General features: G+C 72.3%; 11 protein-coding genes. 2 read left to right on the top strand and 9 right to left on the bottom strand.

Annotation, left to right across the window (positions count from 1 at the left end; translation table 11 throughout):
- Positions 1–90 precede the first annotated feature (90 nt).
- Genes AQJ66_RS37400 through AQJ66_RS20300 form a run of 7 tightly spaced genes read right to left on the bottom strand, consistent with a single transcriptional unit; the run spans position 91 to position 9,236 of the window.
- Positions 91–1,743, bottom strand: coding sequence for a rhodanese-like domain-containing protein (locus tag AQJ66_RS37400; RefSeq protein WP_079060298.1), 1,653 nt, complete (start codon positions 1,741–1,743; stop codon positions 91–93).
- The gene (ectB, locus tag AQJ66_RS20325; RefSeq protein WP_061924014.1) at positions 1,740–3,050 is read right to left on the bottom strand and encodes a diaminobutyrate--2-oxoglutarate transaminase; all 1,311 of its coding nucleotides are present in this window, start codon (positions 3,048–3,050) and stop codon (positions 1,740–1,742) included. Before ectB ends, AQJ66_RS37400 begins: the two co-directional genes overlap by 4 nt.
- A 6-nt stretch (positions 3,051–3,056) precedes the next feature.
- Complete coding sequence (purD, locus tag AQJ66_RS20320; RefSeq protein ID WP_061924012.1) at positions 3,057–4,415, bottom strand: phosphoribosylamine--glycine ligase; 1,359 nt, start codon at positions 4,413–4,415, stop codon at positions 3,057–3,059.
- Positions 4,412–5,638: a fatty acid desaturase family protein gene (locus tag AQJ66_RS20315; RefSeq protein WP_061924009.1), complete on the bottom strand. Its 1,227-nt coding sequence runs from the start codon at positions 5,636–5,638 to the stop codon at positions 4,412–4,414. Before AQJ66_RS20315 ends, purD begins: the two co-directional genes overlap by 4 nt.
- A complete protein-coding gene (locus AQJ66_RS20310; RefSeq protein WP_061924006.1) occupies positions 5,631–6,419 on the bottom strand; it encodes a HalD/BesD family halogenase in 789 nt (262 codons plus the stop codon). Before AQJ66_RS20310 ends, AQJ66_RS20315 begins: the two co-directional genes overlap by 8 nt.
- 22 nt (positions 6,420–6,441) lie before the next feature.
- Positions 6,442–7,752, bottom strand: a complete 1,311-nt coding sequence (locus AQJ66_RS20305; RefSeq protein ID WP_061924003.1) for an ATP-grasp domain-containing protein — start codon at positions 7,750–7,752, stop codon at positions 6,442–6,444.
- Positions 7,753–7,778: 26 nt separating this feature from the next.
- Complete coding sequence (locus tag AQJ66_RS20300) at positions 7,779–9,236, bottom strand: MFS transporter (protein ID WP_159052590.1); 1,458 nt, start codon at positions 9,234–9,236, stop codon at positions 7,779–7,781.
- 6 nt (positions 9,237–9,242) lie between these two features.
- Between AQJ66_RS20300 and AQJ66_RS20295 the strand changes: the two genes are divergently transcribed.
- Positions 9,243–12,290 (top strand): AfsR/SARP family transcriptional regulator, encoded by a 3,048-nt coding sequence (locus AQJ66_RS20295; protein ID WP_061923998.1) that lies wholly within the window; start codon positions 9,243–9,245, stop codon positions 12,288–12,290.
- An 80-nt stretch (positions 12,291–12,370) separates the two neighbouring features.
- On the opposite strand, the gene AQJ66_RS38895 is transcribed toward AQJ66_RS20295, so the two are convergent.
- Positions 12,371–12,523: a hypothetical protein gene (locus AQJ66_RS38895; protein ID WP_159052589.1), complete on the bottom strand. Its 153-nt coding sequence runs from the start codon at positions 12,521–12,523 to the stop codon at positions 12,371–12,373.
- Between the two features lie 104 nt (positions 12,524–12,627).
- Positions 12,628–13,833 (bottom strand): MFS transporter, encoded by a 1,206-nt coding sequence (locus AQJ66_RS20290; RefSeq protein WP_061923995.1) that lies wholly within the window; start codon positions 13,831–13,833, stop codon positions 12,628–12,630.
- 93 nt (positions 13,834–13,926) lie between these two features.
- Between AQJ66_RS20290 and AQJ66_RS20285 the strand changes: the two genes are divergently transcribed.
- Positions 13,927–14,898: a LysR family transcriptional regulator gene (locus tag AQJ66_RS20285; RefSeq protein WP_061923992.1), complete on the top strand. Its 972-nt coding sequence runs from the start codon at positions 13,927–13,929 to the stop codon at positions 14,896–14,898.
- The last annotated feature ends 201 nt before the right edge of the window (positions 14,899–15,099 follow it).

Raw genomic sequence — 15,099 nt, 5'->3', positions numbered from 1 at the left:
CCACCCGGTCCAGGCGCCGCACGGCACCCGCCCGGGGCGGGCCGACGCGGACGGCGCCGGCCCCCTCCGGTGTCATGAGGCCGGGAGCGGTCATGACGGCTCGCCCTGCTCGGTCGGGTAACCGCCCCGCTTCCAGTACTCGAACCCGCCGATCATCTCCTTCACGCGGAAGCCGAGCGCCGACAGCTTGGCGGCGGCGCGGGTGCCGCCGTTGCAGGCGGGGCCCCAGCCGTAGGTGACGTAGAGCGGATCGGGGTCCAGCGTGCGCACCGTCTCGGGAGAGATGTCCTGGTGGGGGAGGCTGCGGGCGCCGCGCACGTGCTCGGTGGCGTAGGCGACGGGCCGCCGGACGTCCAGGACCACCACCTCGCGCACGCCCTCCGCCAGGTCGTGGTGGACGTCGTAGGGGTCGGTCTCGCAGGCCAGCCTCAGGTCGTGGAAGTAGCTGTAGGCGTTCTCGGGCGCGGCCGGCGCGATGCCGAGGACCCGGCTCGGGGCGGCGTACCGGATGGGCCGGTAGTCGGCGAGGCGGCGGAAGTCGCGGTAGGCGGCCTCGTAGTCCTTGTTGGAGACCAGGAAGGTGCCGCCGTTGGCGAGCAGGGAGTTGCTGCTCTCGATCTCCTCGCCGACCTCGACCTTCCAGGTCATCTCGACGTGGCTCTCCAGCTCGGGCTCGACCAGTTCCCGCACGACGCCCTGCGCCTTGGGGACCACGCCGTCGAAGCAGTAGATCTGCTCGCCGTCGTAGGGCAGGCTCTTGACGCCGGACTCGATCTCGAAGGCCAGGTTGACGAAGGCGACGCCGTAGTTGCGCTGCATGGCGGCGAGGCCCGCCATGCCCTTGAAGCGGGCGCCGACCTCCAGGAAGACGAGTTCGTCGTCCGCGGTGTGGAACAGCTCCAGGTGGGAGCCGCCGTCCGGGCGGCCGAGCGCGTCCAGGGCGCGTTCGGCGAACGCCACCATGCGGGCGACACGGGGGTCGGAGTCGATCAGGTTGATGTCGGCGTTGACCTTGCCGCCCGGCACCTCGAGCGAGTTGACCAGGTACTCGGTGACGCCGCCGAAGACCGTGCGGCCCGCGTCCGAGACGATGTTGACGCTGTACATCGTCCCGTCGACGAACTCCTCGTACTCGTAGGCCCGGCCCAGGTCGGACGGCAGGGCGACGAACTCGTCCCGGTCGGCGATCTTCAGGACGCCCTCGGAGGCGGCCGCGTCGGTCGGCTTGAGGATGAAGGGCAGGCCGACCTCGGCGACCACGGTCCGGAAGTAGGCCTCCGGGTCCGCCGCGTAGGCCTCGGCGTCGAAGTGGCCGAAGAGCGGCACACGCACACCGGCGTCCAGGAGCCGCTGCTTCATCAGGCACTTGTCGCGGAACGGCAGGATGTCGGCGACCTCGGGCCCCCGGAGGCCGAAGTGGGTGCGCAGTTCGGCGGCGACCATCATGTTCTGCTCGTCGTAGCAGTGCACGGTGAGGTCGGCCGGGGCGGTGTCGGCCAGCAGGCCGGCGACCGCCTCGCGGGCGGCCTCCAGGTCGACGAGCGAGTACAGCATCGGCGTCGGGTCGGCCAGTCCGCACGGCACGACGTGGATCCGCTCGAACCAGGCCCGCTGCTCGGCGGTGAGGTTGTCCACGTCCCGGTCGGCGAAGACGCCGACGAGGCGCACCTCGGTGGGGTCGACGAGCAGGTCGTGCCGGAACACGCCGAAGCCCCGGGTGGAGATGATGACGGCGGTCTTCATGCGGCTGCCTCGCTGACGGGGTTGGCGGTGAGCTCCGTCAGGGCGTCGACGAGCGTCTGCAGGCCCGCCGAGAGGTTGACCTGGCTGACGGTGAGCGGCGGAAGGATCTTGAGGACCTCGTCGCGGCGGCCGCAGGTCTCGACGATCAGCCCGTTGTCGAAGCAGCGCCGCGACACGGCGGCGGCCTCCACGCCGGGTACGCCGGTGAGGTCCACGGCCTGCATCAGGCCGATGCCGCGGACGCCGGCGCCGAAGGGCTGGGCGATGCGGCGCTGGAGGAAGTCGGTGACGAGGTCGGCCTTGGTGCGGATCTGCCGGACGAAGGCGTCGTCGGACCAGTAGTGGCGCAGGGCGGCGGCGGCCGCGACGAAGGCGAGCTGGTGCCCGCGGAAGGTGCCGTTGTGCTGGCCGGGCCGCCAGATGTCGTACTCCGGCTTGATCAGCACGATCGCCATGGGCAGGCCGTAGCCGCCGATGGCCTTGGAGAGGGTGACCAGGTCGGGGGTGATGCCGGCCCGCTCGAAGGAGAAGAAGGTGCCGGTGCGGCCGCAGCCGGCCTGGATGTCGTCGACGACCAGCAGGATGCCGTGCCGGTCGCACAGCTCGCGCAGTTCCTGCAGGAACGGCACCGGCGCCACCCACACACCGCCCTCGCCCTGGACCGTCTCCAGCAGCACGGCGGCCGGCTTGTCGACGCCGGAGCTCGGGTCGTCCAGCAGCCGGCGCAGCAGCCCCAGGCTGTCGAAGTCGCCCAGCGGGGAGACCGGGTAGGGGATGTGGGTGACCTGGGGGAGCGTGGCCTCCAGGCCCTCCCGGTAGTAGGTCGAGCCGGTGGCCGCGAGGGAGCCGGTGCTGACGCCGTGGAACCCGCCGCCGAAGGCGACGACGTTGGTGCGGCCGGTGGCCAGCCGGGCCACCTTCAGCGCGGCCTCGACCGCGTTGGTGCCGGACGGGCTGGTGAACTGCACCTTGTAGTCGAGGCCCCGCGGCTCGAGGACGAGCGTCCTGAGGGCCTCCAGGAAGCCGGCCTTGGCCGAGGTCGACAGGTCCAGGCCGTGCACGAGCCCGTCGGTACGCAGGTACTCGATGAGCTCGTCCTTGACCGGGTCCGGGTTGTGCCCGTAGTTGAGGGTGCCGGCTCCGGCGAGGAAGTCGATGTAGCGGGTGCCGTCCTGCCCCACGAGCACGTCGCCCTTGGCGCTGGTGAACACCGCGGGGAACGCGCGCGAGTAGGACCGTACGGCCGACTCACCGGTCTCGAAGACCGAGGGGGCCGTCGTGGTGGTGTCGAGCGTGAGCGTGGTCATGAGGGGTTACCTTCCGGTTTCCACGACGGCCGGCTCGGCGCCGGCGGGCAGCTGGGAGCCGGCCTCGAAGGCGGCCGCGATGTCGGTGCGGTGACGCATGCCGGGGAACGAGATGGCGCCGATGCGCCGGTAGGCCTGGGCCCGCGCCTCGGTGAGGGTGCGGCCGGCGCCGACCACGTGCAGCACCCGGCCGCCGCTGGTGACCGGGCGGCCGTCCGCGCCCGCGCGCAGGTTGGCGTAGAACAGGCGGGCGCTGTCCCGCGGGAACCGGGCGAGGCCGAGCACCGGCTGCCCGGTGGTGAAGGGGCCGAACGGCCAGCCGGGTGCAGCCGCCGGGTCGGTGGGGTCGACGCAGCCCTGGGTGAGGGCCACGCTGCAGCGCACCAGGCCGTCCGTGACGAGCAGGCTCTTGCCGAGGTCGCGGCGCAGCACCGCCCGGCACAGCTCGGTGAAGTCGCTGTGCACGCCGGGCAGCACGGCCTCCGCCTCCGAGTCGCCGAACCGGGTGTTGATCTCGATGACCCTGAGGCCCGTGGCCGTGATCATCGCCCCGATGTAGACGAAGCCCGTGTACGACAGCCCCTCGGCGGCGATGCCGCGCAGGAACGGCTCGACGAGGTCCCGGCGGATCTGCTCGAGCAGGGCCGGCGAGGACTCGGGGTGCGGGGCGAGGGAGCCCATGCCGTCGCAGTTCTTGCCGGCGTCCCCCTCCAGCGTCCGCTTGAAGTCCAGCGCGGTCGGGAAGAGCAGGTAGTCCTCGCCGTCCAGCAGCGCGAAGACCGAGATCTCCCGGCCGTAGAGCCGCTCCTCCACGACGAGCCGCAGGTCCTCGCCCTGTACGGCGGCGAACGCGTCCACGGCCGCCTCCGCCTCGGCCGCGGTCTCGCACACCACCGCCCCGTCCCCGTCGGGGGTGAGGCCGTCGGTCTTGACGACGCAGGCGTACGGGCGCTGCCGGACGTACGCGCGTGCCGCGGCCGCGTCGGTGAACGCGGCGTACTCGGCGGTGGGCAGCCCGTGCTGCGCGCAGAAACGCTTGCCCCGCTCCTTGCTGGCCTCCAGGGCGGCCGCCGCCCGGGACGGGCCGATCACCCGGTGGCCGTGCGCGGACAGCACGTCGGTGTAGCCGGCGCACAGCGCGTCGATGTGGGAGACGAAGACGAACTCCACCGGGTGGGTGGCGAGGAACTCCAGCGCCGTCCGCGGGTCGTCGACCCGGATCGCGGGCACCGGGACGATCCGCTCGTCCGTCAGGGCGTCGCACCCGGGGCCGTAGTAGACGGTCACCGAGGGGTCCGTGCGGACGAACAGGTCACAGATCGCGTGGCCGCGCCCCGTGCCGTCGATCACCAGTACGTGGGTCACAACTGCCCCTTCACTGTGCGGCCGTCGGGGGTCACGGCCCCGGTGACGACCGGTATGGATTGCGTCCACGGAGTGGGGGCGACGTCCTCCGGCAGCCCCGTCTGGTCGCCGCCTACCTGGCCCGCGGCCTGCAGGTGGTCGGCGAGCGAGCCCCACACCTCGGTGTAGCGCTCGGGCCGGTTGTCCTGGTCGTCCGCCCGGATCCAGGGCGAGTTGGCCCAGTCGCAGGCCGGCATGACGTGGTGCAGGTCGTGCTGCACGGTGTCGCCGACGAGCACGAACATCCGGTACGAGGAGTGCACCACCAGCATCCGGAACGTCCACCTGGCCCAGGCGGCCGCCCTGCGGGCCCCCGTGAGGGAGGCGTCCGGCACGGCCTCGCCGCAGAAGCGGCCGAAGGTGAGCAGGTCCCGCTTGTCCCGGCTGAGCCGCTCCTGGTTGCCGAACAGCCACCAGCGGTGCTCGGTCATCGTGTACAGGTACGTGCACGACTGGAAGAACACCGACGCCGGCACCAGCCACAGCACCAGCCACTCCCGCCACCAGCCGGTCAGGGCGACGAAGGCGACCGTGGCGGCCAGGTACACCAGCGACATCACCAGCCGGTAGCGCGGCTGCACCCCGACGAAGTTGGACCGCACCCGGCCGAAGAAGAACCGGCCGTGGTGGCGCGGCGAGAACAGCGTCGCCCACAGGTAGCGGCGGAACTCCGTCCGGGTCATCCCCGGGCGCATCCCCGTCGACAGCAGGTAGCGGGTGTCGCCGTCCTTCATCGAGCAGGGGTAGGCGTGGTGGGTCAGGTGCTCCTTGCGGTTCTCGTCGTACGGCGTCCGCCAGAACACCGTCGTGACGAGCTCGCCGACCAGGCGGTTGCTCCACGCCTTCTTCGTGAACATCCGGTGCAGGGTCTGGTGGACCACCACGACGTCCAGGCGCCGCATGCCGCCGCTGGTCAGCAGCCAGCAGAGCACCAGCAGCACCGGCGAGACGGCGGTGAACGGGTGCATCGCGTACGCGCCCAGCGCGATACCGCCGGCCATCTGCGCCAGGCCCAGCACACCGGCCTTGGCGGGGCTCCACGGGATCAGCTGCCGGCCGCCCTTGAGCGGGACACCGGTGATCCAGGTCAGGTACGGCTGGACGAAGCCCGGCAGGATCCGCATGGACTCCCGGGGCTCGCCCGCCGTCAGCAGGTGCTCCTCGATGTGCTGCGGGCTACTCACCGGTGCCCCCGAACAGCGCGTCGTTGGTCTCGTGGGTGATCTCGCGGTCGAGGTCCGCGCCGTTCGCCCAGGTCATGTTGACGATCGTGCGGGTCGTCTCGCCGCGGATCGGATAGACCCGGTGCATCGTGGTGTCGGTCTTCACCACGTAGGCGTCACCGGCCTCGAAGGCGTACGAGCGGACCTGGCTCTTCAGCAGCGCCCCGTGCACGTCCGGGTTCTGCTTGTCCCAGGAGGTGTGCGGCACGGCCTGCACGAAGCCGCCGTCCCGGTAGTCGGGGGCCTGCAGCACCAGGATGAAGCCGTAGGTGTAGTCGTCCCAGTGCCAGCCGTGGGTGTCGCCGCTCTTGCCGAGGCGGCTGATCACGTAGTGCTCGCCGGCGTACGGGCAGGTGAACACCTCCTCGCCGACCACCTGCGACAGCAGCCGCTTGACCGCCGGGGAGAAGTAGGTGGCGTGGATGAGCGGGCCGTGGTCCCTGATGACGGGCTGGCCGACCGTCGTCATCTGGCGGGGCGTGCCGTCGGTGATGTCGAAGCTGAACTTGCGGGCCACCCCGTGCTCGTCCATGATCTCGAACGCCTCCTGCTGGAGTGCGCCGAGCAGCTCGGGCGGGCAGAAGCCGCGCAGCGGCACGATGTGCTCGTCGCGGAAGCTCTGCTGCAGGCCGGTCAGGGTGTCCCCGGTGAAGCGGGCGGCGAAGTGCCGCTCGAAGAGGCGCTCGGGGTCGGTGCCCGTGCCGTGCTCCGGACGGGAGCCGGTCTCGGTGGTGACGGTCATGTGCGGTTGTCTCCTTGGCGGATCAGGCGGGTGTCGCGGTGAACAGGTAGTGGCGCGGCGACACGACCCGGTTGTTCGGGTGGTCGCCGAGCGGCCGGCCGTTGAAGACGGTGGTCCGGCGGACCTCCAGGGCCCGCTGGTGCAGCTCCTCGGCCGTGTCCGCGGTGACGACGGCCATGGCGACCACGTCGAGCTGGTCGGCGCGCCCGCTCAGGGGCTGCCCGAAGGGCTTGGTCGCCCGGCCGTACTCGGTCCCCGCCGGGAAGGCCAGGTCCGTCATCACGGTCGCGCCGGGCGGCGGCAGGAGCAGCAGGTCGGCCGAGTGGCGCGGGGTGCGCCCGAGGAAGGCGAGGTCCGGGCGCCGGCCGCAGGCGAGGTCGGTGAGCGGGACGGCGTACTCGACGCCGAAGGCGTTGCCGATGCAGACGGCCATCGCCACACCGGCGGTGCGCAGGTTGAAGTCGATCAGCTCCACGGGGCCCTCGTCGGGCACCATGACCTCGAGGTGGGTCGGCCCGTGCGTGATGCCGAGGCTGCGGTGGAACTCCACCGCGCGCGCCACGATCTCCTCGTGGCGCGGATGCCGGTACGGGAAGCAGACGCCCAGCTCGACGACCGGGTCGAGCGCGCAGACGTAGCGGCCGGTGAGCCCGACGACGTGCACCTCGCCCCCGTGCACCAGCGACTCCACCGACAGCAGCTCGCCCGCGGCCCGCTCCTCCAGGACGAACTCGCCGTGCGCCCGGATGTACTCCGCCATCAGCGTGTTCCCGACCGTGACGGCGGCGATCTCCCCGGCCGCCGCGCGGAGTTCGGCGAGCGAGCCGACCGTGAAGCACAGGGCGCTGCCGGTGCCGTTCGCCGGCTTGAGCACCGCCGGCCCTTCGAAGCGCCACTGCTGCCAGGTCAGCGCCTCGGCCAGGGTGGTCGAGCGGAGCGCGGTGAGGCCCGCGGCGTACAGGTCCGAGCGCACCAGGGCCTTGTCCAGGACCCGGGTGACGGTGGCGACGCCGCTGGTGGGCAGCCCGGCCAGCTCCCGCAGGCGGGCCTCGGGCCGCAGGGCGCCCTCGAAGGCGGCGTAGGTGCCGGTCACCTCGTAGCGGGTGAGCAGGTCGTCGACCAGGTCGTCGACCTCCCCGGCGGCGCTCCAGGAGGCGACCGGGACGACCTCGTCGACGACGCCGTCCGGCACGGCGAACGGGCCCTCGGTGAGCAGCGGGCCGTTGTTGAGGGCGATCACCCTCAGCCCGCGCCGCTTGGCCTCGCGGGCGATCAGGACCATGTGGTTGAGCAGTTCCAGCAGGACGAACGCCTGCGGCTTGGCCGGTTGCATGGGTGGGCGTCTCTCTTCCGGTTGCGTCAGTTGGCGGTCCGGACGTCTTCCGGCACCGGGAGGGAAGGGGCGGGGTGCGCGGAGTCGCGCCGGCGCAGGCGGCCCCGCAGCAGCAGCTCCCAGCCGCCGACGAGGAGCACGACGAGGGCGATGTCGGCGTAGACGGACGGGGCGACGCCGATGCCGTCCATGCCCCGGGCGAAGACGAAGGCGAAGACGGCCATCAGGCTGTAGCCGATCGCCGTCTGCACGCCGACCACGGAGGAGACCTGTGCGTCCGGGGTGTGGGCGATCATCAGCTTGAACTGGTGCACCCACACGACCTCGCCGCACAGCACCACGACGGAGAACAGGGCGACGCAGAGGTAGAGGTTCCCCCGCGCGGCCGGCATCGCCAGGTAGCAGAGTGTGGCGGCCGTCACGGCGCCCAGGTTCACGGCGTTCCCGTTCGCAGCCGTGATGAGTTCGCGGCGGCTGAAGAACTGGTACAGGAAAATTCCGGCCATGATGCTGACGGATTCGAAGGTGAAGAACAGGGCCGTGCCGGATTCACCCCAGTGGAACCAGACCTGGGGAATCACGGTGATGAGGGATTCGTAGGTGGCCTGGAAAGCCGTGACGGACAGCACGATGTAGAAGACGGCCGTACCGATGGTCTCTTTCCGGGCCATGAGGGCGAGCGCGTCCCGTGCCCCGGACAGACTGCCGCGCCGGCCGGCGGCCCGGGAAGCGGCCAGGGAATCCTCCAGGCGCGCCGAGTGGGGCTGCACGAAAACCGTCAGAACGGCCGCCACCACAAAGGCGGAGGCGTCGATCCACACCACCGCGGTGAAACCGACGAACTTCAGGATGAACACGCCGGCCGCCCCCGCGAGCGCCAGTGCCAGCGGCAGACTGGAGTTGAAGACCGGCGAGTACAGGTCGGTCTCCCGCTCGTCGAAGAACTGCACCAACGCCTTCACCCGGGCGTTGCTGACGGCGCTCTTGAGCAGGGAGCGCACGAAGACGAGGATCACCGCGCCGACGAACATGCCAGGGGTCAGAAAGGCCAGGAAGAGCAGCGTGATCAGGGCGGCCGCGACATTCAGCTTGATGAGCAGTGTCTTCGCGTTCTGCCGGTCGATGTACTGCGCCGCGAAGATGCCGACGAACAGGTTTGCGATCCAGTCGGCCGCGAACACGATCGCCGAAAGGGTGGCGCTGCCGCTTTCCTTGAACACGTAGGCGGCATAGGAGATCATCAGCAGTTTGGAGCCGAACAGGGAAATGAAGGATGCCAGGAAGCTGAGCAGGAAGTTTCGGCGCAGGTAGACACTCATATCAGGCTTGCTCTTTCTGGCAAGGGCTGTGGGGGCTTTACCGAGGATTGTTCGGGTGAGTGGTACCGGCCGTGTTCCGAACGGGTACCGCTGCGCCCGGCAGCCGCCTAAGATCCTTTGCGCAGGCCTCACGATCTGGGGCCGGGCGGTGACAAGGGGGAGCACAGCACGATGACGCGATCCGTCGAAGGCGCGGTGCGGTTCAACATCCTCGGCGCTCTGGAATGCTGGGAAGGGCAGCGCCGGGTGAGGCTCGGCGGGCCGATTCAGGAGCGGGTGCTGACCGTGCTCCTGCTGGAGGCCCACCACGTGGTGACGGTCTCCCGGCTGATCGAGGCGGTGTGGGGCGACGAGCCGCCCGCGACCGCGGTGCGGCAGATCCGCAAGACGGTCGCCGAGCTCAGACGGCGCATCCCGGACGGCGCCTGCCTGGTCGTCACCGAGGCCGCCGGATACCGTGCCGTCGTCGCGGACGGCCAGCTGGACCTGCACGACTTCGAGCGCGACACCCAGGCGGCCGCCGCCGAGGTGGCCGCGGGCCGGCCCGCGGACGCCGCCGGGAAGCTCGCGGCGGCACTGGCGCTGTGGCGCGGCACGGTGATGTGCGGCCAGGGCGGGCCCGTGATCGAGGCCGCCGCCACCGCGCTGGAGGAGCACCGCCTCGCCGCCGTTGAGCAGTTGTTCGAACTCCGGCTGCAGGCGGGCGAGAACGGCGAACTGGTCGGCGACCTGCGCCGGGCCGTCGACGCCCACCCGCTCCGGGAGCGGCTGCGCGGCCGGCTGATGCTCGCGCTGTACCGCTCGGGCCAGCAGGCCGAGGCCCTCGCCGAGTACGGCAGGCTGCGCGACCTGCTCGCCGAGGAGCTCGGCATCGACCCCGGCGCGGAGCTGTGCCGGCTCCACGAGGACATCCTGCGCGGCAGCCCGGAACTGGCCGCCCCGCCCCGCGAACGCCCCGCGGCCGCCCCGCCGCAGGAGCCCCCGGTGAGCTCCTGCCCGCCCGCCCGGCCGCCGTGCACCCTGCCCTACGACCTGGCGGACTTCACCGGCCGGGACCGGGAGCTGGCCCTGCTGCTGGAGATGGGCGCGGGCCCCCGGCGCACCGGGCTCGTGGGCATCGACGGCATGGGCGGCACCGGCAAGTCGACGCTCGCCGTGCACGCCGCCTACCGGCTGGCGGACGCCTACCCCGACGGCCGGCTCTACTTCGACCTGCGCGGCTTCACCCCCGGCGAACGGCCGCTCCAGCCCGACTTCGTGGCCGCCGCGCTGCTGCGCGAACTCGGCGCGCCGGACGCGCAGATCCCCGACGACCCGCAGGGACGCTTCGCGCTGCTGCGGTCCTGGACGGCGGACCGGCGCCTGCTGCTGATCCTGGACAACGCGGCCGACACCGCGCAGGTGCGGCCCCTGCTGTCCGGCATGACGAAAGGATTCGTCATCGTGACCGGCCGGGTCCGGCTGGTCGACCTCGACAGCGCCCAGTGGCTGACCCTCGGCAGCCTGCAACCCGAGCAGAGCGCGCTGATGCTGACCCGGACGCTCGGCGAACAGCGCGTGGCCGCCGAACCCAAGGCCGCCCGGGTGCTGGCCGACCTGTGCGGCCACCTGCCGCTCGCCCTGCGCATCGCCGCCGCCCGGCTGTGCAACCGCCCGCACTGGACCCTGCAGTACCTGGTGGGGCGGCTGCACGACGAGTCCCGGCTGCTCAAGGAGCTGTGCTCCAACGAGCGCAGCGTCGCCACCACCATCCAGCTCTCCTACCAGGTGCTGGACCCCGACCAGCAGCGCGCCTTCCGCCTCCTGGGCCTGCACCCCGGCACCGACATCGACGTGTACGGGGCGGCCGCCCTGCTCGGCACGTCACCGCTGGACGCCGAGGACCTGCTGGAAGGGCTGCTCGACGTCCACCTGCTGCGCCAGCCCGGCGTCGGCCTGTACTCCTTCCACGACCTCGTCCGCAGCTTCGCCCGCGGGCTCGGGGAGACGGCGAACGAGACGGAGCGGGCCGAGGGACGCGCCGCGCTCGGCGGCCTGCTCGACTACTACGTGGCGGCGACCGACGAGGCCTGCCGGGCGCTGTTCCCGGCCCGGGCCCAGTACCGGATCGCCCCCACCGGGAAGGTCCCCGAGCTGCCGCCGCTGTGCGGCAGGCCCGAGGCGCAGCGCTGGTTCGACCGGGAGCAGCGGGCGCTGCAGGCGACCGTGGCCGTCGGCCACGAGCGGGGCTTCGACCTGCAGGCCGCCTACATCGCCCGCAACACCCTGTTCCAGCTGCACCGGCGCGGGGACATCAAGGGCTACCGGGAGGTCGCCGCGGTCGGTGTCGCCGCCGCCCGGCGCGACCAGGACCCGCTCGCCCTCCAGTTCAGCCTGCGCAACATGGTCGCGGGCCACTCCATGCTGGGCGACTTCCGGGCCGCGATGGACGTCGCCGAGGAGGGGCTGCGGCTGGCCCGGTCCCAGCAGGACCGGATCAGCGAGGGCTACTACCTGGGCGAACTGGGCTGGGCCTGCTGCGCCCTGGGGCGGCTGGCCGAGGGACGCGGGCTGCTGGAGCAGGCGATCGACGCGTTCCGGGAGGCGTCGGTCGAGCAGGAGGAGAACTTCGCCCTGTGCAACCTCAGTTCGGTCTACGCCTGGCTGGGCCGGACCGAGGAGGCGGTGGCCGCCGCCCGGCGGGCCGTGCTGCTCCAGCGGCGGATCGGTGAGCACCTGCACCAGGTCGCCGCGCTGAACGACCTGGCCATCGCCCACCTGTTCGGCGGCGACCACGAACCGGCGCGCGCGGCGCTCGAGCAGGCCCTCGACCTGTGCGACGAGTTCGCGATGCCCCGGTGCGTGGCCCTCACCAACGTCCTCATGGCCGACGTCTGCCAGCGTGACGGACGCGGTGCCGAGGCCCCGGCCTTCGTGGAGCGCGCCCTCACCCTCGTCACGCCGCTCGGGGCGAAGCCGTGGCAGGCCCAGATCGAGAACATCGCCGGTCTCGTCCACCGGCGGCGCGGCGAGTACGACCGGGCGCTCGAACTGCACCGCACCGCCTTCGAGCACGCCTCCGCCAGTGAGTACCGCATCGAGACCGCCTGGGCCCTGGACGGCATGGCCCACGCGCTGGAGGGCGCCGGCGACCAGCGGGGCGCGGTGGAGTACCGCCGGGCCGCGGCCGGGCACTTCGACACCATGGGCCTGCCGGCGGCCAGCCGGCGCCGCGGCTGACACGCCGCGGCGCTCCCTGCCCGCACCGACTGCGGGAGGGAGCGCCGCGGAAGCCTCTGTGGCCGGTCAGCCGGTACGGCTCAGGTGCCGGCGAACTTCGGTCCGCGGTCGTCGGCCATGACCTGGTGCCCGGTGCTCTTGCCGGTCCCGGCGGGCCCGTGGCCCGTCACCCCGGCTCCGAGCGCCAGCGCCACCGCGAGTATCCCCACCAGGCCGGCCAGCTTGCGTCGCATTCGTTCCCCCTGTTACAGCGTGTGTCTTCTTCGGCATGCGCCTTGCGCGGAACCGATCATCGGGGAAGGAGACCCCGAATGGAATCCTTTCCGGTACCGAACGACTACCTTGAGTCAGCGATCGGCCGGTTACGGCCCCCGGGGACCGGGACCGAGTCGATCAGCACCGCCAGCCCCGCCGCTGCCGCCGGCACCGCGAAGGCGCCCGCGGGGGAGAGGTGCTCCGCCGCCCAGCCGCCCACCGCCGAGCCGCAGGCGATGCCGGTGAGCAGGCCGGTGACGACGAGGCTCATCCCCTCGTTCAGCCGGTCGGCCGGGGTGCGCCGCTGCACCAGCGTCATCGCGGTGACCATCGTCGGCGCGGTCGCCATGCCCGCGAGCAGCAGTGCCCCCGCCAGGACCGTGAGCGAACCGGCCGCGGCGGCCGCGAGCCACGGCAGGCACATCAGCGCGGCCATCGCCCGCAGGCACTGCGCCAGCCGGAGCCCGGCCGGCTTCATCGCCCCGTACAGCAGCCCCGCCGCGCACGAGCCGGCCGCCTGCAGCGCGAGGACCACGCCCGCCGCCGCGCGGTGCCCCAGGGCGTCGGCGTAGGCGATCGTGACGACCTCCATGGAGCCGAACACCGCGCCGGTCGCCACGAAGCAGGCCAGCAGCGGCGGTATCCCGGGGCTCCGCAGCGGCGACGGACCCTTCGAACGTGCCTGCACCGGCGGCTCGGTGGCACGCTGCGCGGTGAACAGCAGCACCCCGGCCAGCAGCAGGCAGGCCCCGGTGAGCGTGCCCGCCTCCGGGAAGAAGGTGCCGGTCAGGAAGGACGCCAGCACCGGTCCGAGCATGAAGCACAGCTCGTCGGCGGCCTGTTCGAAGGAGTGCGCGGTGTGCAGGGCGGCGGGGTCGTCGCGCAGCAGGTGGGCCCAGCGGGCGCGGGAGAGGCCACCGACGTTGGGCGTGGCCGCCGTGGCGGCGTACGCGGCGAACAGCGTCCAGTCCGGGGCGCCTTCGTGCACGCACAGCAGCAGCGCGAGGCTGCCGAGCACAGCCGTGAGCGTGGCCGGTACGGCCACCCGGGCCTGGCCGTACCGGTCGACGAGCCGCGCGATCCAGGGCCCGGCCACCCCGGTGGCCACGAGCCCGGTGGCGGTGACGGAACCGGCGAGGGCGTACGAACCCCGCGACCCCGCGATCATCACGACGGCGCTCACCGAGAACATGCCCATGGGCAGGCGGGCGACGAGGTTGCCGGCGGTGAAGGCGCGGGTGCCGGGCAGGGAGAAGAGACGGCGGTATGCCAGGGTCTGCTGAGCCATGGCTCCACGGTCACCTCGAGTGGATCACCGGGTCCAACACCTTCTCGGCGCCCATTCACGCACCTGTGTTGTGAGTCCGGTAGGTTCGCCGCCATGCCCGCCCCCCTCTCCCTGGACCCGCGTCTCCTGCGCGCCTTCGTCACCGTCGCCGAGGAACTGCACTTCACCCGGGCCGCGGCCCGCCTGTACGTCGCCCAGCAGGCGCTGAGCCGGGACGTGCGGCGGCTGGAGCGGGAGCTGGGCGCCGAGCTGTTCGTGCGGACCACCCGGCAGGTGACGCTGACGCCGGACGGCGAGCGGCTGCTGCCGTACGCCCGTCGCGTCCTCGCCGCCCAGGACGACCTGCTCGCCGCCTTCAGCCAGCCCCGGCCGCTCCTGGTCGACCTCAACTCGGCCGGCCTGGCCACCGCCCGGCGCGTGCTGCACCGGGCCCGGGAACTCGCCCCGGACTGCGAGCTGATGGCCCGCTACGAGAGCGGCCTGACCGGGGCCGCGGCCGAGTTGCTCGCCGGCCGGCTGGACGCCTCCTTCGGCCGCTTCGCCGGCCTGGAGCCGGCCCTGCGGTCCGGCCTGGCCCAGCAGCCCGTGCGCTGGGAGCCCATGGCCGTCGTCCTGCCCGACGACCATCCCCTGGCCGCCCTGCCCGAGGTCCCGCTGGCCGCGCTGGCCGGCGAGACGGTGTACGCCGGCGCCGGCAACCCGCGTACTCGGGAGTGGACCGACCTGGCCCTGAGCCTCTTCGAGGGCCGCGGCATAGACCCGGCGCCCCCGCTTCCGCCGGCGGTCGGGGACGAGGAGTTCCAGCGGATCATGGCCAAGACTCGTGCCCCGGTGCTGGCCGTGGTGGACTTCCCCGCCCTGCCCGGCACGGTTCTGCGCCCGCTCGTCGACCCGGTTCCGCTGTCGCCGGTCTCGCTCGTGTGGCGGAAGGGGCTGGCTCACCCCGGCCTGGACGCCCTCCGGCGGGCCGCGAGCGAGCTCGCGCGGGCCGAAGGGTGGCTCCGACAGCCCGTCAACCGTTGGATTCCGGCCAGGGATTATGATGTGATGTGCGCCCCTAACTGACACGTGACCATCACGGAACCTTCACATGCGCTACATTCGTGACCCCAGTGCGGTGGGGTGAAGTGGGAGCTCGAACCGGACGGGGGCTTGGTCCGGTCGACGGGTGCTCGGCGTCGTATCGCCTCTGGAACGGTCCCGTGGGGGGATGTGCGCGCGTGAAAGAGTGGCGAGAAGACGCCCAACCGGAGTGGTCGGGGAATG

It is taken from the genome of Streptomyces bungoensis, from assembly GCF_001514215.1.
GTDB classification, from domain to species: Bacteria; Actinomycetota; Actinomycetes; order Streptomycetales; family Streptomycetaceae; genus Streptomyces; species Streptomyces bungoensis.
The sequence above is the reverse complement of the archived record's forward strand: the minus strand, read 5'-3'. Positions and strand labels throughout refer to the sequence as shown.

What these genes read in the sequence shown, in the direction of transcription:
- AQJ66_RS37400 (WP_079060298.1), bottom strand. Translation starts at nt 1,743, where the DNA reads ATGAAGACCGCCGTCATCATCTCCACCCGGGGCTTCGGCGTGTTCCGG.
- ectB (WP_061924014.1), bottom strand. Translation starts at nt 3,050, where the DNA reads ATGACCACGCTCACGCTCGACACCACCACGACGGCCCCCTCGGTCTTC.
- AQJ66_RS20310 (WP_061924006.1), bottom strand. Translation starts at nt 6,419, where the DNA reads ATGACCGTCACCACCGAGACCGGCTCCCGTCCGGAGCACGGCACGGGC.
- AQJ66_RS20305 (WP_061924003.1), bottom strand. Translation starts at nt 7,752, where the DNA reads ATGCAACCGGCCAAGCCGCAGGCGTTCGTCCTGCTGGAACTGCTCAAC.
- AQJ66_RS20295 (WP_061923998.1), top strand. Translation starts at nt 9,243, where the DNA reads ATGACGCGATCCGTCGAAGGCGCGGTGCGGTTCAACATCCTCGGCGCT.
- AQJ66_RS38895 (WP_159052589.1), bottom strand. Translation starts at nt 12,523, where the DNA reads ATGCGACGCAAGCTGGCCGGCCTGGTGGGGATACTCGCGGTGGCGCTG.
- AQJ66_RS20290 (WP_061923995.1), bottom strand. Translation starts at nt 13,833, where the DNA reads ATGGCTCAGCAGACCCTGGCATACCGCCGTCTCTTCTCCCTGCCCGGC.
- AQJ66_RS20285 (WP_061923992.1), top strand. Translation starts at nt 13,927, where the DNA reads ATGCCCGCCCCCCTCTCCCTGGACCCGCGTCTCCTGCGCGCCTTCGTC.